The organism is Paenibacillus sp. FSL R7-0273 (assembly GCF_000758625.1).
In the GTDB taxonomy this organism is placed as follows: domain Bacteria; phylum Bacillota; class Bacilli; order Paenibacillales; family Paenibacillaceae; genus Paenibacillus_AQ.
On sequence record NZ_CP009283.1, the window covers coordinates 6345500 to 6364991 of the forward strand.

The 19492-nt window shown below is 49.1% G+C and carries 16 protein-coding genes; 3 read left to right on the forward strand and 13 right to left on the reverse strand.

Going from position 1 to position 19492, the window contains the following annotated elements; genetic code table 11:
• Positions 1-78: 78 nt before the first annotated feature.
• The 5 genes from R70723_RS27405 to R70723_RS27425 form a co-directional block, all read right to left on the reverse strand.
• On the reverse strand, positions 79-3738 hold the full coding sequence (locus tag R70723_RS27405) for a response regulator (protein ID WP_039877225.1): 3660 nt from the start codon (positions 3736-3738) through the stop codon (positions 79-81).
• Positions 3738-4907 carry a SpoIIE family protein phosphatase gene (locus R70723_RS27410; RefSeq protein ID WP_039877227.1) on the reverse strand — a complete coding sequence of 390 codons (1170 nt, stop codon included), beginning with the start codon at positions 4905-4907 and terminating at the stop codon, positions 3738-3740. The genes R70723_RS27405 and R70723_RS27410 overlap by 1 nt, the downstream gene beginning before the upstream one ends.
• Before the next feature lie 226 nt (positions 4908-5133).
• Positions 5134-5481: a YflT domain-containing protein gene (locus R70723_RS27415; RefSeq protein WP_039877228.1), complete on the reverse strand. Its 348-nt coding sequence runs from the start codon at positions 5479-5481 to the stop codon at positions 5134-5136.
• Positions 5482-5578: 97 nt separating this feature from the next.
• Positions 5579-6112 carry a hypothetical protein gene (locus R70723_RS32410; protein ID WP_144027196.1) on the reverse strand — a complete coding sequence of 178 codons (534 nt, stop codon included), beginning with the start codon at positions 6110-6112 and terminating at the stop codon, positions 5579-5581.
• Positions 6113-6171: 59 nt separating this feature from the next.
• Positions 6172-6678, reverse strand: coding sequence for a DUF948 domain-containing protein (locus R70723_RS27425; RefSeq protein WP_039877230.1), 507 nt, complete (start codon positions 6676-6678; stop codon positions 6172-6174).
• Positions 6679-6865: 187 nt separating this feature from the next.
• On the opposite strand from R70723_RS27425, the gene R70723_RS33130 reads away from it, so the two are divergent.
• The gene (locus R70723_RS33130) at positions 6866-7033 is read left to right on the forward strand and encodes a DUF1328 domain-containing protein (RefSeq protein WP_039877231.1); all 168 of its coding nucleotides are present in this window, start codon (positions 6866-6868) and stop codon (positions 7031-7033) included.
• Positions 7034-7314: 281 nt separating this feature from the next.
• The gene (locus R70723_RS27435) at positions 7315-7689 is read left to right on the forward strand and encodes a hypothetical protein (protein WP_039877232.1); all 375 of its coding nucleotides are present in this window, start codon (positions 7315-7317) and stop codon (positions 7687-7689) included.
• Positions 7690-7961: 272 nt separating this feature from the next.
• Here the strand turns inward: R70723_RS27435 and R70723_RS27440 are convergent, their stop codons facing one another.
• Positions 7962-9023, reverse strand: coding sequence for a C40 family peptidase (locus R70723_RS27440; RefSeq protein WP_039877234.1), 1062 nt, complete (start codon positions 9021-9023; stop codon positions 7962-7964).
• A gap of 211 nt (positions 9024-9234) precedes the next feature.
• Complete coding sequence (locus tag R70723_RS27445; protein WP_179088111.1) at positions 9235-10059, reverse strand: cation diffusion facilitator family transporter; 825 nt, start codon at positions 10057-10059, stop codon at positions 9235-9237.
• Between the two features lie 186 nt (positions 10060-10245).
• Here R70723_RS27445 and R70723_RS27450 point away from each other — a divergent pair, with 186 nt between their 5' ends.
• On the forward strand, positions 10246-10431 hold the full coding sequence (locus tag R70723_RS27450; protein ID WP_039877237.1) for a hypothetical protein: 186 nt from the start codon (positions 10246-10248) through the stop codon (positions 10429-10431).
• A gap of 106 nt (positions 10432-10537) precedes the next feature.
• Here the strand turns inward: R70723_RS27450 and R70723_RS27455 are convergent, their stop codons facing one another.
• The 6 genes from R70723_RS27455 to R70723_RS32415 all read right to left on the reverse strand — a co-directional run bounded on the left by R70723_RS27455 (position 10538) and on the right by R70723_RS32415 (position 19389).
• Positions 10538-12163 (reverse strand): ABC-F family ATP-binding cassette domain-containing protein, encoded by a 1626-nt coding sequence (locus tag R70723_RS27455; protein ID WP_039877239.1) that lies wholly within the window; start codon positions 12161-12163, stop codon positions 10538-10540.
• A gap of 119 nt (positions 12164-12282) precedes the next feature.
• Positions 12283-13278, reverse strand: a complete 996-nt coding sequence (locus R70723_RS27460) for an MBL fold metallo-hydrolase (RefSeq protein ID WP_039877240.1) — start codon at positions 13276-13278, stop codon at positions 12283-12285.
• Between the two features lie 322 nt (positions 13279-13600).
• Complete coding sequence (locus R70723_RS27465) at positions 13601-14281, reverse strand: 4'-phosphopantetheinyl transferase family protein (protein ID WP_052421496.1); 681 nt, start codon at positions 14279-14281, stop codon at positions 13601-13603.
• Positions 14282-14319: 38 nt separating this feature from the next.
• The gene (locus R70723_RS27470; protein ID WP_039877241.1) at positions 14320-14610 is read right to left on the reverse strand and encodes a phosphopantetheine-binding protein; all 291 of its coding nucleotides are present in this window, start codon (positions 14608-14610) and stop codon (positions 14320-14322) included.
• Positions 14611-14663: 53 nt separating this feature from the next.
• Complete coding sequence (locus R70723_RS27475; RefSeq protein WP_039877243.1) at positions 14664-15656, reverse strand: BtrH N-terminal domain-containing protein; 993 nt, start codon at positions 15654-15656, stop codon at positions 14664-14666.
• Between the two features lie 31 nt (positions 15657-15687).
• A complete protein-coding gene (locus R70723_RS32415) occupies positions 15688-19389 on the reverse strand; it encodes an SDR family NAD(P)-dependent oxidoreductase (RefSeq protein ID WP_052421497.1) in 3702 nt (1233 codons plus the stop codon).
• Between the last annotated feature and the right edge of the window lie 103 nt (positions 19390-19492).

Here is a 19492-nt window from a genome sequence, read left to right on the forward strand (position 1 = left end):
CCCTGCTCTCCTGCTTACTTCCGTGTTTCCGGACTGTTATTTTGCTCTTACTGTAATGCTATTACCCCAATAATCGGCTTACGAATACAGCCATACACGCATTAGGGAAAGAAGCTGGTCGGTACTGATCGGCTTCTTCATGTAATCGGACGCTCCGGCCTCAATACACTTGGCCCGGTCCTCCTTCATCGCCTTCGCTGTGAGCGCGATAATCGGCAGCTTCTGATATTGCGGCATCTCGCGGATACGGCGCATAGCCTCATATCCGTCCATTTCCGGCATCATCATATCCATAAGCACCAGATCAAAATCATTGTGCTCAACCAGCAGTTCGAGTGCCTCGCGGCCGTTCTCGGCGAACTTCACTTCCATGTGGTATCCTTCGAGCACGCTGGACAGGGCAAAGACGTTACGTATGTCATCATCGACGAGCAGTATTTTCTTGCCGTCGAAGAGCTCCTCCTTATTGTGCAGCTTCTGCAGAATTTTACGCTTGTCCTCCGGCAGGTTGGCTTCCACCCGGTGCAGGAACAGCGTTGTCTCGTCAAGCAGACGCTCCGGAGAGCGGACATCCTTAATAATAATGGATTCTGCATATTTACGCAGCTGTGTCTCTTCTTTGCTGTCCAGATCCTTGCCTGTATAAATAATGATTGGCAGATCGTTGAGCTCTTCATCGTCGCGGATCTGGTCCAGCAGCTCAAAGCCGGTCATATCTTCCAGCATAAGGTCAAGCACCATACAGTCATACCGCTGCTTGCGCAGCTCACTGAGCGCTTCCCCGCCGGTAGACACTGCCGTAATGGCAACATCGTCATGACCGATCAGCTCCATAATGGAACGTCGCTGGATCTCATCATCCTCAACAATCAGAAGATGCTTCAATGTGCTGGAGGTATAGTTTTCGATCTGTGAAAAGGCCCGGTCCAGCGCCTGTTTGGAGGAAGGCTTCTTCAGGTAGGCCATCGCCCCCATCATAAGCCCCTGCTTGACCTCGTCATTGACAGAGATGACATGCACAGGAATGTGCCGGGTCTGCGAGGCTCCCTTGAGCTCCCTAAGGATCGACCAGCCGTCCATGACAGGCAGCTGAATGTCCAGGATGATGGCATCCGGCAGGAACGTCTTGGCCATCTGAAGTCCGGTATCCCCCTGCAGGGCAACCAGACCCTTGAAGCCGCGGCCGCGGGCCATGCCAAGCAGAATCTTGGCGAAGCTGTCATCATCCTCAATAATCAGGATAACCTTATCTTCCGGCTGAAGCCCCTCACGGTCATCGTCAACAATAACCGGATTCAGCGGTACCGGCATCGCCTCATCCGCTCCGGCAGGCTGCAGATTCTCTGCATATTCGGTCCGGGTATGGGCAGCAGCCACTTCCACAGCACCCGGGAGCAGGCTGTAATGCCCCTTCACAGGCAGGTAGAGGGTAAACACGCTACCCTGGCCTTCACGTGAGTCCAGTCCTATTGCGCCGCCCATCAGCCGGGCCAGCTCACGGCTGATGGACAATCCCAGCCCGGTTCCCCCGTATTTGCGGCTGGTTGTACCGTCCACCTGCTGGAACGCCTCAAACACAATTTCCGTCTTGTCAGAAGGAATACCTATCCCGCTGTCTTTAACTGCAATGGCCACATAATCGAATTCATCCGGCAGAAATGACGGCAGACGGCCGGGTTCAGCACGGCTGATTGAGAATTCCACAAAGCCTTCACTCGTAAACTTGAAGGCATTGGACAGCAGATTGCGCAGAATCTGCTTGAGCCGGTGGCTGTCTGTATACAGGCTGTCCGGCAGAGGCTCATCAAAGGCTAAGCGCAGAGACAGCCCCTTCTTGGCCGCCTGTGGCGCAAAATTCTGCTTCACAAAGGCTTTGAGCTCGGTAATCGGGATATCTTCGTAATTCAGCTCCATCTTACCGGCATCCACCTTGGACAGGTCGAGGATCTCATCAATCATCTTCAGCAGATCGGCACCGGACATATAGATCGTATGGGCAAATTCCACCTGCTTATCCGACAGGTTGCCTTCTTTGTTCTCGGTGAGCAGCTGGGAGAGAATCAGCAGGCTGTTCAGCGGAGTCCGCAGCTCATGGGACATGTTAGCGAGAAACTCTGATTTGTATTTTCCTGTAACAGCCAGCTGCATTGCCTGCTTCTCCAGCTGGCTGCGGGCATGCTCAATTTCATCCTTCTTCTCCTCGACCTCCTGAACCTGCTCCTCAAGGGCGCGGGTCTTGGCCATAAGCTCGATATTAAAGTGCTCCAGCTCGCCCTGCTGCCGCTGCAGCAGCTCCTCGGAACGCTTCAGCGCATCGGTCTGCTCTTCCAGGTTCTCGTTGGACCGGCGCAGCTCCTCCTGCTGGGTCTGCAGCTCCTCTGACTGGCACTGCAGCTCCTCCGTCAGCGCCTGCGATTCACGCAGCAGCTCTTCAACAGTCATCCGGCGGATAATATTATTAAGGATAATGCCCAGATTATTAGCCAGCTGGTGGAGGAGCTCATTCTGCAGCACAGTAAACGGTGTAAAGGAGGCAAACTCGAGCACACCCAGAACCTCATCCTCAAAAAATACAGGATAAATAAAAATATGGTCCGGATGTGCATCCCCGAAGCCTGAGGAGACATTAATATAATCATCAGGAGCCTTCTCAAGCTTGAGCGGCTTCTTGTCCAAAGCACATTGTCCTACAAGGCCCTGGCCTATATCAAAGTACTCTTTAAGGCCATCCTCGGCATCACCGGCATAAAAAGCGCTTGCCAGCAGCCGGTTAGGGTTATGGAGATCCTTCAGGTATAGCGCCCCGTATTGTGCTCCAAGCACAGGGGTAAATTCACTGATGAAGGTCTGGGAGACCTGGTCCAACGAGCTGACACCGCGCAGCAGCTCCGTCACGCGCGCGATATTGCCATTAAGCCAGGCCTGATCGCTCTGCGCCTGGGTATAGGCCTTCTCCAGCTGCTGCTTCTGCTCGATATCCTCGGCCATCTGCTGAAAGACCCTGGCCACATCACCAATCTCGTCCTTCGAATTGACCTTGATCCGGCGGATTGCCCGCATTCTTCCGCTTCCGAAGCTGTTAATCATCATGGACACCACATTAAGTCCGCGCGTGATGCTCGGAATCACCCATAGAATGACCCCCAGCCCCAGCAGCAGCCCGACTACCATAATTAACGTCACCATCTGAATGGAACGTTCCGAAGCGTCCTGTGCCAGGTTTGTTTCCTCAGTCATCCGGTTGGCGTTATAGTCCGACAGGGAGTTCAGGCTGTTAAGCATTTCATTCTGGATATCCTGCCCTTCGGAGTTACGGTAAGCGTTGGCGTTCTGGAAATAACCGGCTTCAAGCATCTCTACTGCCTTGTTCTGATAATTCATATAAGCGGCATATGCATTCTCTATCCGGTTGAGTATTTCTATTTCATCTGCAGAGGTAAGTGAAGCTTCGATAGTCTTAAGATGTCCATCTGCCTTAACCACTTTATTCTCAAGCTCTGTCTTCTGGATATCTACTGTCTCTACATCTGCATTAAGCATTGCGGTCGTCAGGATGCGGGCCATATCATTGACCTCACCGCGCAGCCCGGACGAAGCACGGCCCTTATCATACCTTGCGGTAAAGCTGTCGAGCTGATCGCTCATATAATTAAGCCGATCGTAGCCAATCATTGTTAATGCCAGCATAATGGCCAGCATCGAACTGAATCCGATCAGCAGCTTGGCTTTTATTTTCATTATTGTTCAGTTCCTTTCCCCAGGGTAATCCATACCAGGCATTTATCGTCATCGCGCTCTACGTCAGCTTCATCTACAAAGAAGACTTCACGCATAGCTTCCTCATTCCAATCATGTCCGCCGTTTAAGTGACCGGTCATAAACTTCAGCTGGTCCTCCTGGTCGCCCTCAGCCATTTCAAGCAGCCCGTCCGTATAAAGCACCAAATGCCCTTCCTCTTCATAGCTCAGGCTCTGCGGCTGAATATCAATCCGGTCAAACAAGCCTACAGGGTGGCAGTTGCTTTCAAGAAGAACCGGCTCCTTAGCTCCGCCCTCAAAGAACAGTCCCGGCGGATGGCCTGCATTCACGAAATCGATCCGCTTGATCCGGGTGTCAATAACGAGATAGATGGCGGTAAAATAATATTGGACAAGCTGCTTCTCGATGTACAGCTGGTTAAACCTGCGGTTCAGCTCCTGAATGACCTTTTCCGGTTCCACATATGTAGTTACCGTATCCTTGAGCACGGAAGCCAGGAACATACAGAAAAGCGAAGAAGAAATCCCGTGGCCCATCATATCAAGCAGAATGACGGCATATCTTCCGTCTCCAAGCGGATACCAGGCGTACAGGTCGCCGGCCAGCTCGAAAGAGGGCTGATAGATTGCATGCACTTCAAAATCCTCTTCCTTAACCGGCAGGCTCAGCACGGCATTCTGTACGAGCGCGGCAAGCTTCAGTTCGTCCTTAATCCGCTGGTCCCGCTCGTTGTGCCAGTCCTTCTCGCGCTTCAGGCGCAGCGCCAGACGGATCCGTGCCATCAGCTCAACCTTATTGATCGGCTTCGTAACATAGTCACCTGCCCCGGCATCAAGCGCTTCCGCCAGCTTTTTGGAGTCGCCGACTGCGGTCACCATAATAATCGGAATATCCCGCAGATGGTCATACTGCTGCACTACGCGGCAAGCCTCGATGCCGTCCATTTCCGGCATCATCATATCCAGCAAAATCAGATCCACATCCGAAGGACGCGGACGCTGCGTTTCACTCCCTGCTCCTACGCCCAGAATTTTCAGCATCTCCTTTGCAGATGATGCTGTGATAAAGTTCCGGTAATCCTCCTTCTTCAGGATTTCGCGGATTATAATAACATTGGTCGGATTATCGTCTACAATTAATATTTTCAAGCATCTTCACCTCACACGAATAATATAAGCCCCGTAATCTATCTTCTCTGTTATTCCATCCTATTATCATACGATATTTAAGCAGCCCCTTTCCAACATTCTATAAATTGGCAGATAAGGGTGTTATTGTTTCCGTATTCAACAAAGTAACCTCCAGCCCCACTACAAATAGTGGAGCTGGAGGTTACGCTATTGTGCTATAGTTCCGGTACGCCGGAAAACGGGGTTATTGCGGGTATTTCTTGGCAATGACAAGAACCTTGCCCGCACTCAGTTCCTTCTCATAGAATCCTGCTTCCGCACTGCTGAAGCCAAGCGCCGTAATTTTGGAACGCAAGGCGTCCCCGCGCGAACGGAAGAGATTGGCGATAGCGCCAAACAAACCCTCTTCGCCTAAGCCGACCTCATTTGTGTCTGCCGCATCAACAATGCGGTTTTCACGGTCCTGATCATGACTGATAACATAGATGTTATCCTTCGTATAGCCGCTGTCACGCAGCCGGTTCACTTCTTCTATCGCCTGGATACCGTTCTCCAGAAGCTTGGCGTACGACTGTGTACCGATTGAACCCATGAGATCACGCTCCTTAAGCTTAGATTGTGAGGTTAATATGTCTCAGTATAAAGACAACTGTACTCTTATTAACCTTACAGTAAGCCTATGAAACACCTTATGATGCATTCGCATCAAATAAATCAATTCCGTCCCATTCACCGGTGAACGGATTGCGGTAAATCTTCAGTGCTGCACTTCCTCTTATATAGACATCACCGTCATCAGCGATGAAGTCCGGGTTCCCCAGCAGCTCACGCACATTATCAGCAGCGGGATTCAGCGAAACCCCGTTAAGACGGAGGCCATATAGTCCTGCCTGAGCCGGATCCACATGAACGTAGGTAACGATACCCCCGCATATGCCGGCCGTCATATCTGCGTAATGATATTCCAGGCATTCCTGCCAGGGGTCAGGAGCGATATTCAGCGGCGTGCCCTTATTAAGCAGGAGCTCCTCCGTTGACGTAAATAATGCTGCTCCTGCCAGGGAATCAAAGCTGCTGATATAAGGATCCGGGACCGTATGGCGTTCAAAGGCAAGCACGGCCTGCGGTTCCATGGAGAAAAATGCAGCAGGGACCTCCTCCCTCTGTGCAGATGGAGACATATATGAGGAAAGCAGGCTAAACAAAAGAATGATGACGTTCATAAGACGTCCCGCCTTTCATTGGATGCACCGGTGCTGTGTGAATGGGACTGTTACGGTAATCAGTGCCGGAACTTCTGCCAGATTGCAGCTGCTGTGTCTACTCCTTTAAGCGCCATCGCTATTTTTCCCGGAGCCTTCTGGGCATATGCGGTATCATAGGATTTCACGGTGCGCTCTTCTGCCGGAGTCAGTGTCTTCTCATCGATGGCAACACTTCCCGCCTTCTGCTTAAGCTCACGGGATTTCCGGTATTTCTCAATTACCGTAACGGATACCTGCTTCACTGTCAGTGTGAGCTCATTCATAACATCACCGAGATTCTTAACGGAATCAACAATCGGATCAATCTTCTGGATCTTGCCCTGGACATCTGCAGTAATGTCGTTGGCATGCCGGACAGTTGTTTTGATTTCATAGGTAAGCTCATCCACAGTCTTTTGCACTTCCTGCAGAGTCTGGCTGACTTTGTCGAGGGATTCCTTTGCTGAATTTAAGGTTTTGATTAAGAAGAATACAAGTACGGCGAATGCGACAGCAACGAGTGCCACGCTAAGTTCAATGATCATTTCAAAAACCCCTTCCAAGTGTCATAATGTCGGCTTGCTCTGCCTTGTTACTGCATAGTTACCCCTACGCCAATAGCCCGAAACAGCCTGTCAAGCGCCTTAAAGACCAGATTAATCCATTTTGTTTCAATCCGGGATCACCCGTTTAAACATTGACTACACTACCCGACAGAAAGGATGACTTCTCATGCTGAAATGGTCGGTAATTCTGCTGGTGATTGCCCTCATCGCCGGCGTATTCGGATTCTTTAACATTGTAGGAGCGGCAGTCGGCATCGCCAAGGTATTGTTCTTCATCTTCCTCATTCTGTTCATTGTATCCCTCTTCACCGGACGGCGCGGAAGGTCAATGTAAATAGAACCGTCCAGAATGCCCAGAGGATAAACCTGCATAGCATTATGGTGTCATAGACCCGGTGTCTCCGTCTCAGGAGCTCCGGGTTGTGTTATGTAGAGAGTGTTTTTTTATATCCTATTCACTGTGCAGAACGTATAGGCCTTTCCCCTGGCCCTGCAATTTTAAAGATTTCTTCAGAGGGCTGGTTCACTGCCTCCCCTTTTTGTTTACATGCATATTAGCACAGCACAAACTTGGAAAAAACCGCTAACCCAAAACCACACTAGGAGGAATCACAGATGAAAAAATTAGCCAGTTTCACCGTAGCAGTAGGTCTTATGGCATCCATAGCAGCATCGGCTTCAGCGGCAGAAGTTACGGGTACTGCAGATCAGTCAACCGTTACCGGAAGCACTTACAACGAACAATTCGAAACGGTAATTACACCGGCTGATATCAAACCGGCGACTCCAATGATTATTTTGACAAAAGCAACTCCTTTCCATTTCTCCACTACCAGCATGACTCCGGCCGGCTGGCTGAGCGCCCAGACTATCGATACTACCGGCGCTGTCATGACCGATGCCTGGGGCAATGAATGGAGAGAGGTTTATACCTGGCTCGGCAAAGCATGGATCAAGGTTCCTTCCTCCGCATACGTGATTACTCCATAAATTAATCCGTGCGGCATTACGGCATATATACAGCAGCCTGAGACCCCAGGGTCGTTTGGCTGCTGTCTTACTTTTTAAGATAACACAAATAGAAGCGGCTGCGCCCTCCTAAACAGGAGGGTGCAGCCGCTTCTGCAGTAAGATGATACCAAAAGGAAGGGCTATCTCTTCAGTAGTCGCTCTACTGAAGAGATAGCCCCGCAAAAATATCCGCCCTAGTTCACCCGTCACAAACATTGTACTCTACTTCCCTTTACTGCCCAAAAATATAACTAGCGGACAACCGCGCCACCGTACAGGAAACGGTTCGTCCACGAAGAGCTTAAATTATCAACTCTCACACCGCCGGAGGAAACAGAATACGTATGCAGAATCTTTCCGTCTCCAAGGTACATCGCTACGTGTGAAATCCGCTCTGAAAATCTGTTAACTCCCACATAAGCAGAAGCCGAGCTGCCCTTATAATCCATAAAGAACATCAGGTCGCCGCGTTTAAGACCGGAAATATCGGTAACCGTCTGGCTGTTCTCCCGTACCCAGGTGCCCTGCTGCCGGGAATCGGCAGGCAGCGTTAAGTTCAGTGCATCCTTGAACATCTGCCGGATAAAATCAGAGCAGTCAAAGGTGCTTGTATTGCTTCTGCTGGAGCCGAATTCATAAGGCGTTCCCAGGTATTTCATGCCTGCTGCAATGACATTATCAATGACAGCTGACTGTGCCGGAGGAGCCGGGGCTGGAGTTGGAACGGGCGCAGGCGCCGGTGTCGCCGGGGCCGGTGTTGCTGCAGCCTGATCCAGCTCAATATAACGGTCTGCCGAACTGGTGTAGCCGACAGTCCCATTCGTTGTCTGCACTCTGTACCAGTAGCTGTTGGTCTCCTCCAGTATTACTACCGGATCACCTTCATTCAGGTAACCAAGCACTTTGCCGCTGGTTGACGGTGTTTCGCGGAGCCGGACAGACGCCTGAATGACTGCCGTCTGTACAGCAGGAGTCACCGCAGGAGCAGCAGTAACACTGATATACTGTTCTCCGGTACTTGTATAGCCTACCTCTCCGGAGGCGGTTCTGACTTTGTACCAGTAGCTGTTGGTTTGTTCTAGTATAACGACCTGATCGCCTTTACTCAGGTATGTGATCACACTGCCGCTTGTAGATGGGCTGGTGCGCAGACGAACCGAAGATTGAATAACGCCATTCAGTGAAGCAGAAGCCGTTACAGCTGAAGCTGATGAAGCGGCAAATGCCTGCTGAGGGCTGAACACTCCCCATGATAATGCAATTGATGCCGAGACCAATAACGACGCTGTTAGCTGTTTATGTGATCTGATCATAGCGTTCCCCCGCTTATGCATGATAAGAATTCAACAACGGCGCGCGCTACGTTTGTTGCTTTCTGCCCTCATTATAGGGGCAGGCGGGAATTGGAACATGCTTCTATTCTCACAAATACACTTGCCAAGTTATGGTAAGCACCGGGTCTATAGTCTTGATTTCTCCTTGGATTTGGTGGAAATTACAGCTAATTAGGAGCATGCTGGGCTTCTACTCTTTAGGCTCGACATGAATATGCACATTCATTATGTTGTCTCTGCTGCCCATCCGCTCTTCTATTGAATCACTGATCCGGTGGCCTTCCGCCACACTGATCCCGGCATCAACCTCTACGACCACATCAACCAGCACTTGGCTTCCGTGCACACGGGCTTTAATATCCTTGATTCCCTCAACACCAGGGGTACGGGCGATCATGCTGCGCAGATCCAGCAGCTTATCCTGATCAAACCCGTCGGTCAGCCGGTAGGTGGCATCACGGAAAATATCCCAGGCCGTCTTGGAAATAAGCAGTCCTACCAGGACAGCGGCGGCCGAATCAATCCACGGCAGGCCAAACTGTGCACCGACAATGCCTGCTGCCGCGCCGATACTGACCATGGCATCCGAGAAATTATCTTTGGCTGCAGCCATCAGGGCGCCGTTGTTAATCCGCTTGGCCAATCTCTTGTTATATATATATACCCCCATCATCGCCGCGGCACACACCACCGCTACTGCTGCGGACCACAGCTCCGGAACCGCCTTTGCTCCTTCAAATAGTGAACGTACTGCCTCAACAATAACCTGTATCCCAACCATCGCCATAATAAACGAAGCAAGCAGAGCCGCTACAGTCTCAGCCCGGAAATGCCCGTAGGGATGATCCGAGTCAGGCGGCTTACGTGAAATCCGCAGCCCGATCAGCACCGCGGCTGAAGCTACAATATCAGTCAGGTTATTGAAGCCGTCGGCCAGCAGTGCGCTGGAATTGAACAAATAGCCGCTGACCAGCTTAAATGCAGACAGGACCAGATAGGCGGCAATACTGACCATCGCCCCGCGTTCACCTTTGCGTATATCCTCGTAAATATCGGCCACCGGCTGACACTCCCTGTTGTTTAAATTTGTTTGCCCGGACACACTCCGGCAATTGATTTCTTGAATTATTCTTGCCCTTGTGGCGGGATTTAAAAACAATTAAAATGAGGAATAGGACTTGCTTCATAAGGGGGTAACATAATGAGCGAAAATACCGAAAAGCCGAAGATCAATCTGGCCGATGCCATCCGCCAGAAGCTGGAGCAGAAGAAGCAGCAGAATTTTAAGCAGCAGGGCTCGTCGTTTCAGGCCGGCTCAGCCAAGCCGCTGAAGAGCCAAAACAACAAAAAGCCTAACAATCAGCGCCGCCGCACCGGTGGTTCCTAGGACCTTTGGTCCTAAGGGAGATAACTTAATACGGTTAACACAAACGGCTGCGTCATCCTATACAGGATAGCGCAGCCGTTTGTGTTATGGACATTTATTTATTCTATTACGCTTCTACAGGATACATGCGCTGGCGCAGTTCCTTAATTTCCGGATTCTCCAGGTATTCATCGTAGCTCATGGAGCGGTCAATGACGCCTGTCGGTGTAATCTCAATAATCCGGTTGGCAATGGTCTGGATGAACTGATGGTCATGGGAAGTAAAGAGAATCGTCCCGTCAAAATCAATCAGTCCATTATTCAGCGCAGTGATCGATTCCAGATCCAAGTGGTTCGTAGGCTCATCGAATACGAGCACGTTAGCGCCGTTCAGCATCATTTTGGCCAGCATACAGCGGACCTTCTCTCCCCCGGACAGCACGCTCGCCTTCTTCAGCGCCTCCTCACCGGCAAACAGCATCCGGCCCAGGAACCCGCGCAGGAAGGTTTCGTCCTGATCCTTGGAGTACTGGCGCAGCCATTCCACAAGGTTCAGATTGACACCATCGAAATAGCTGGAGTTGTCTTTAGGGAAATAAGCCTGGGTTGTGGTTACGCCCCATGAGAACTCACCGCTGTCGGCTTCCTTTTCGCCCATCAGAATATCAAACAGCAGGGACTTTGGCTGGGAATGCGGACCTACAAAAGCAATCTTGTCGCCTTTGTTTACTACAATACTGAATTCATCCAGCATCTTCTCGCCTTCAACCGTCTTGCTCAGACCAGTGACTGTAAGCAGCTGCTTACCGGCTTCACGCTCCGGCTTGAAGTTGAGGAACGGATATTTACGGTTGGAAGGACGGATGTCGTCCAGTGTAATCTTCTCGAGCTGCTTCTTACGGGAAGTCGCCTGCTTGGATTTGGAAGCATTGGCCGAGAAGCGCTGAATGAAGGCCTGCAGCTCCTTGATCTTATCTTCCTTCTTCTTGTTGGCATCACGCTGCAGGGTCTGGGCCAGCTGGCTGGACTCATACCAGAAATCATAGTTGCCGACGTACATCTGGATTTTGCCGAAATCGATATCCGCAATATGCGTGCAGACCTTGTTCAGGAAGTGACGGTCATGGGATACCACGATAACAGTACCTTCATAATCCATCAGGAAGTTCTCCAGCCAGCCGATGGATTCAAGATCCAAGTGGTTGGTAGGCTCATCCAGCAGCAGGTTGTTCGGACGGCCGAACAGAGCTTGAGCAAGCAATACCCGGACCTTTTCGTTGCCGCTGAGTTCGGCCATCTTCTTGTCATGCATTTCACGCATAATGCCCAGGCCGATCAGCATCGCTGCTGCATCCGGCTCGGCGTCCCAGCCGTTCAGCTCGGCAAATTCGCCTTCAAGCTCACCTGCGCGCAGGCCGTCAGCTTCCGTGAAGTCACTCTTGGCGTACAGGGCATCCTTTTCCTTCATAATTTCATAAAGGCGGGTGTGACCCATAATTACCGTTTCCAGCACCTGAAATTCATCATACTCGAAATGGTTCTGCTTCAGGATTGCCAGACGTTCGCCCGGAGTGATGTGTACATCCCCGATATTGGCTTCAATCTCGCCGGACAGGATTTTTAGAAAAGTAGATTTACCGGCACCGTTCGCCCCGATCAGGCCGTAGCAGTTTCCTGGTGTGAATTTTATGTTTACGTCTTCAAAAAGTGCGCGTTTTCCGTAGCGGAGTGTTACGCCGCTTGTGCTAATCATTAAGCATTACCATCCTTTTCACTTTGGGTTTCGGCTCATTATAGCATAAAATCAGGGCAAATAGCCCGTAAGATCATGTTGTTCCTGCGGTTTTGGCACTAAATCCCTAGGCGGGCACCTTATTGCCCCGAATAGCGCTCCTCCGGGTGCACAATCAGCGTCTCGCCGTACCCCAGAGTACGTATCCGCTCTGCACTGATTCCCTGGGCCTTGCGGGCCAGCTCCATCCGGTCCAGTGCCTCGCGCGCCGTGTCGTCGGCCAGCCGGAAGGTACCGAAATGCATCGGAATCATCAGCTCGGCGCCTACATCCAGAAAGGCCTGCACCGCTTCTTCAGGATTTACATGCTGTGAGCTCATGAACCACTCCGGCTCATACGCCCCGATCGGCATCAGGGCAATATGCAGCTTGAAGCGGCTGCCAATCTCCTTAAAGCCGGGAAAGAACCCGCTGTCCCCGGCAAAATACAGATTAGGCGGCAGCTTGCGCTTCTGTCCGTCCTGCTTCCCTTCCGGATGGCTGCCGGGCTCTGCCGGCTGAAGCACATAGCCTCCCCAGTGGGAACTGTTCGTATCAAATGGCGTGCGCCGGGTCCAGTGCTGGGTCGGCACAAAGGTCAGCCTGACGGGCCCCACAGTAAGCTCCTCCCACCACTGCATCTCGTAGCAGTTCGGAAAGCCCTTGCGGAGCATTTTCCGCTTCAGTCCGGCCGGTACGATAATCTTCGTTGCTGCCTTATACAGCTTGCGGACTGAAGGGAAATGCAAATGGTCATAATGGGAATGCGAAATCAGGATCAGATCTACCGGAGGCACCTCATTCAGCGGAATTCCCGGCTGGCCGATCCGCTTCTCGAAGCCAAGCCGGCGGGCCCAGATCGGGTCTGTAATGATATTAAGGCCCTCATATTGCATAAAAAAGGTCGAATGCCCGATCCAGGTTATCGTTGTATCCAGCCGGTTCCCCGTCAGATAGGTCAGCTCCGGCGGATGGTTCGGCACCTTATAGGAGTAATCCTTCTGCTTGGTGCGGCGTTCCTCCCGCCACTGGCGCAGTTCCTTCAGTGTCTTGTCCACGCCGACGTTGTCGATATTGTTATATTTTATTTTAGCCATGGTTGAGACCACTCCTTATAACGGATCTGCCGGATCTCTCGTTTGCAGCAAACACTAACTAAACTATAGGATTCCGCAGAACCATTTGCAAAATTACAGGTGTATATAGGGTACCCATTACAAAATTTTACCCATTTGACTCCAGCGGAAACGTCTGCGGAAAACGGAGGGATAATATACCCTTTAAAAGGCTGCCCTAAAGCTCCCGTCAGATTCCACTTTGCGGCAGTGGACAGCTTTACTCATTTGTTTGCACGCAAAATAAGCTTCCCGTACACACTTCAGTGCGTGCGGAGAGCTTATTCCTTCATCATTTACAGTGTTATGATAAAAATTCCTCGATCAACAGCCGCACATCAATAATCTCGATCTTCTCGCAGGTGTTTGTACCGGCAGTACATGCATAAAGCGAGTACCCTGAATCCAGAGAAACGCCCGTCAAATTCCATATCACGCCGTCCATCTCAATGTGCGGAGTAAGCTTATAATCCGAGACAACGCTAAAAGTATCAAGCCCCTGAGATAACCCTCTTCCAACCGCTTTAATCAAGCTTTCCTTAGCTGACCAGACCTGATAAAAACGTTCAAGCTGTGATTCCTCATCATCTTGCTCTCTAATGTATCTGTCTTCATCCTTTGCAAAAAAACGGCGTGCCAACTCAAGATCGACGGTTCCTTTTTTCTCGATATCGATACCTACCGGCTCCTTGGAGACTGCACAGACCACCCAATCTCCGGAGTGTGAAATATTAAACTCCAGACCACCCTCGCACAAGAACGGCTTTCCGTATGCATTCCTTGCAAACCTAAGATTAAAATAAGGAATATTCAATGCTTGTGATATTACTTTTCTAACAAGCAAATCACCCAGCAACCCTCTTATCCGGTCTTTTTCTTGCTGTAATCTGGATAGTCTCTCCCTTTTTTCCGCCACACAGTTTAACAAGGGTTCCATAAGAAAGCCCGGGAACTCCGTAATAGATACAGCATAAAGCTCGGCCATTCCCCTCTCCTTTCAATAGTTAATCATATATCAGCTAATTAATCCTGCGTGTTATAAGCGTTTTGTGCAATGAACTCAGCAATTTGTTTAAAACTGTTGTTTGTCAGTATATACAGATCTTCTTTCAGCATCACGTTAAACTTTTTTTCAATATTAACAATAAGGACGATGAAATCAAGGGAGTTAATATAATTGGATAATTCCAGATCCTCTTCCAGACTGGCCAGCGGTCCAGTTTCACTCGTTCCGCCCGTTTCTTCGGCTTTCTGCAAAAGATAAGCATTAATGAGTTCAAGCAATTCCCGGTTAATCGTATCCATTGAAATCATAGCAGACGCTCCTTTGTGTTGGCTTGGATAGGTAATAACACTATGTCAAACGCTCACTTCTTCACTAGGAAGTTTTCGTAGAACTGTAATTCAGCATCGTAGATTTTGTTGATCCGATCCGGCAATTCGCTAAATTGTTCAGCATTAAACTGACTGGAATACACATACTTCGCCATAACCGCTCTAATTATGCTCCATTCATTAGTAATACTGTGCAGCATGGCACCTGAAGGCTCCTGCTCCATCTCCAAAAGCCTAAGCTTATAGAGTTCCGCTTGCTTTGCCAATATGAGTGAATTCAGCTTATCCAGCTGCTTTGCAGCATAATCAACAGATAAGTGTGCATGCTGTATTAACCTTCCATATAAGAGCTCCGAAAATTCCAGCAGATGGTCCAGGCCTTCTGTAATTCCATTCATATTCGCCTTAATGAGTTCCTGGTATATTTCAGCTTCACCGGATATCCTTGGAACAGCGTGATTCAACTTATAAAATTCATAATAGGAATCCAGCTTCATTTGTCCTTGATTAAATTCATGATCAAACCCAAAATATGCCCGCTCCAAATCTTCCATTTTGATTGTTTTTTTATCGTAGGACAGGTTTTCCATCTGCAGCTGTTCAATAATATGAAAATGGCCGGTAGAATCATCATAGCCATGAACTAAGATGGTGTGCGGCAAATGCTTCTTTCGAAAAGTATCTTTGCGGAGCGGCAATTCGTAACAATCAACCCACAGTATAACAGGTCTCTCCATGTCTACTGCACTCTTGATTTTGTTAACAACGGTCCCGACCAGCCGTTCCCTCTCAACTCCGACTCCAAGTTCTGCAAGAGCTTCAAAAAGGCCCTTATTGGTCCTGTGAGAGATTCCGCAGAGCATTTCTTCCCCTGTCCGGGTCGCCTCATACACAGCCCAGTCGTTAGTCAATAACGGTAATATACTAAGCTGAAAATGCCGTATAACCGGGAACAATGAATTATAGAAGCAGCTTTGATAATATATTTCATTAAAGGGTTCTATCGGTTCAATGATTGTTTGCATCTCTTATCCCCGCTTTCATTGAAGCATGCCTTCAGTCCCCAACCTTATCATTCGAATTTTCCAGAGCTCTCGCTATATTCTCAAGCGTCCGGTCCCGTTCAATATTTAAATGATCTGCCACCACGCCATACTTTTCTAACTCAACCTCCACCCGGATTAGGAGTAAGGAGTGACCCCCTAAGTCATAAAAACTGTCGTCTACCCTAATCACATCACGTTCAAACAGTTCGCCCCATATGCGTGCCAACCGTTTCTCAATTTCTGTATACTCACCGGATTCTCTTCCAGCTAATTGTACGTCCATGAAGGGTTCCTGCACGCTTATCATGTCTTGTACCGTTGGTTGATTCACATCTGCAGGGTTGATTTCACCCAGGACAATTCTTGGTGAATCCGCCTTTAGAATATCATCAAGCGCAATCAACGCCGAACCGGGCGAAATATGGCTGACCATGCTGATACTTTCCCTGCCATCGCGATCAACAGCCATCTCCCCCTCTTTCCAGGCCGGCCAATTGATAGAACAAGCCGTCATACCTAAGCTGAACCGGTAAGAAGCGAAGGCATCCATAAACCGGCTGGCAGCCGTTTGTACCCCTTGAGCTACCCCTCCAGTCAAGGAAGCGACCGACGAACACAGCACAAAAAAGTCCAGGTCATTGTCTTTCGTCAGCAAGTGTAAGTTCCATGTCCCCGTTACTTTAGGAGAAAGAACCGCGTCAATTTGCTCTTGGCTTCTCCTGAACAGCATACCGTCTCCCGCTGTGCCTGCTGCATGAAAAATACCGTTTATATTTCCGAGACTGCCTCTAATCTGCCGGATCAGCAAGTTCATTTGATTATAATCAGAAACGTCTGCGCTGTAAGAATGTATGGAGGATCCCAGGCTCTCCATTTCTTCTATACTCTCAATGATGCGTTTATGTTTTGGATTCTCTCCCGCTTTAATCTTTTCGCGGTCAGGCAGTGGTGTCCTGCTTACAAGTGCAATGGTGATTTTCTGTTGTCTTGCCCAATATTTGGCTACTTCTAAACCGATATCCCCATGTCCTCCAGTAATGATATAGACGCCGTTGCTGCGAAAGGAAACTGCTTCTGTTCTTTCAAAATCAACTGCCTGAAAGCTTTCTAAATAGGTAACACCGTTTCGGAAAGCATATTCTGTCGTTTCCCTGATTGGAGAGACGATGTGATCAAGTGCAGAACGCTCAAGGGTTCCGTCCAAATCAAAGCTGCGGATGTACAGGTACGGATGCTCTTGGTGCATAACCTTTGCCAGTCCGAGCATAGCGGCGCCGGTCGGATGAATCTGTTTCTCGTCTCCTGTCACGGCATTTGCAAACCGGGTAAGCACGGTAATCACTGCTTCTTGTCTTCGCTGTTTCTTAAATAATGCTTTCGTTAAAGAAGCCAAGCTATGCACGCTACGAATGAGATGTTGCTGCAGCTCCAATGTAGAGTGCGGAATCCGCTCCTCGAGATCAAAGGCATGGATGACATGTCCAACCTTCCCTATTTGTTCAAGCAGCAAGTGGTAGTCAGAATCATCGCCCGAAATCACAAATTCAGCATCAGAAACCTTCTTGAACTCGGGCCCATAATAAACTTCAATATACTCCCGGTTTTGTCTTTTCAGTAAGGTACGGATCTGGCCGCAATCCGGAGCTGTTGTCCGAAAAAAAACAGTCTGCCCGCCAATGGGCTCCGGCAGCTTGTCATGAATCCTGCGGGGCACCCATTTCGGCTGATAATAACAAATCTCTGCTTTAGGCACGATTGTTAAAGTCTCATCTCTCTCAATAGACTGTGTATGCTTCTCCGGAATGCTGAACCAGCATCTGCTTTTCGAATAGCTGTAGGTCGGCAAACTGACCTTGCTGTAAGATCGTTTCGGGTATAACCCTTTCCAATTCATTTCTGCTCCTTGAGTATAAGCCATTGCAAAATCATGGAACACTCTGCTCATATCGGACGGATCTTGGCTAATATTGAACAGCAGCTCTTTCACGTGCTTGAAGGTGGAAGCGGATATACTTTCAGCATTCGGCCCGGTAGTTCTGTTGGGGCTGATGTTATGTTTGCCGTAATAAATATGATGCTCTTCCATCGTAACAAATGGAGTATTAACGAATCGTTCCAATTGCAGAAGCAGTTCTTCTATGCTGCATGCCTTCAGCACCAGGCGGTGAGGGTAGTGGCCTCTCCCTGTATTAACGGTGTAGCAAACATCCCCGAGTCTATACCTGCTGACAGAGCTGGAAAGGAAACGTATATATCTTTGCACAATATCTAACAGGTTCGTCTGTTCCATAGCAGATAAGGTGAAAATATGATGCAAATGGTCCTCGGAAGTCTCCGTTCGTTCAGGTGCCTCCTCTAATACAACATGACAATTCGTTCCGCTTATACCGAATGCACTTACACCGCATCTTCTTACCGTACCTGGTGAACGCTCCCACTGGATTAACCGGTCCGCCACATAAACTGGTGAGTCTTTAAAGGATATATTAGGATTAGGTTTTTTAAAATGCAGCATCGGCGGAATTTTTTGATGCTCTAACGAGAGCACTGCTTTAATAAAACCCGCAATTCCCGCTGCATGATCCAAATGGCCAATATTTGTTTTGACAGAACCGATTGCGCAAAATTGCAGCTTCGGGGTATGCTTGCGGAATGCATTATGTAATCCTTGGATTTCGATGGGATCTCCCAGCTTTGTTGCCGTGCTATTGGCCTCCAGATATGAAATAGATTCAGGATGGATTCCCGCATCCTTCCATGCTCTTAGAATGACCCGCTCCTGCGCAGCCGGATTCGGTGCTGTTAGTCCTAAGGAACTCCCATCCTGATTCCATGCGCTGCCCTTCACGACTGCATAAATATGATCATGGTCTAACACCGCTTGATGCAGTGGTTTCAGCAGAACAGCCGCGACTCCCTCTCCAAAATTTGTTCCATCCGAATCTGCATCAAATGCCCGCGTATACCCGTCTGATGATTCAATTCCCATTTTATAGTCATTCGACTGGCTAGCCGGTAACATATTAATCTTGACGCTTCCAGCTATGGCAGTATTGCATTCGCCTGTGTGAATGGAGCGGCATGCCAGATGAAGTGCAGACAAGGATGAAGAGCATGCAGTATCCACTACACTGCTGGGGCCTTTAAAATCAAATGTATAGGAAATCCTGCCTGCAATAACCGAATTTGAATTGCCTGAATTTATAATATCCACAAGCTCCGGCGCGGACATTTGAGCGAATGTTTTGTATTCAATTGCCCCACCGCTTGATAGTCCGACGAATACACCAGTTTCGCTGCCAATCAGTTCCCTCCCCCCGTATCCTGCATCCTCCATAGTGGCGTAGACAGTCTCCAGAAAAAGCCGTTGATGCGGATCCATTAACTGAGCTTCAATAGCGGTTAGAGAAAAAAATTTATAATCGAACGTATCGATATTTCCAAGATATGTAGCTTTCTTAAATTCCTGATGAGTGATGCCTCTTTGCTTTAGTGCGTCTGTAATATCTTTTTTGCGGGTTTGCGGCAGTTCTTCAATCAGCGTTTTCCCTTCAACCATACAATTCCAGAATTCATTCGTATTTTTGGCGCTACCAATCTGACACGACATACCAATCACTGCAATATCCTTACTTGAAATTTGTTCAAACTTGATATTCTCGTTCGTTAGCAGCACTTCGGAAGCATCGAAATTGACCAGTCTTTTTTTCACAACGCGCCCTCCAATCCTAAACTTACTCTTGATGTTTAACCGGTAGAAAAGAGGAGAAGAACAGCTGCTTATCTTCCCCTCTTTTCTTCAGTTCATTTTACAG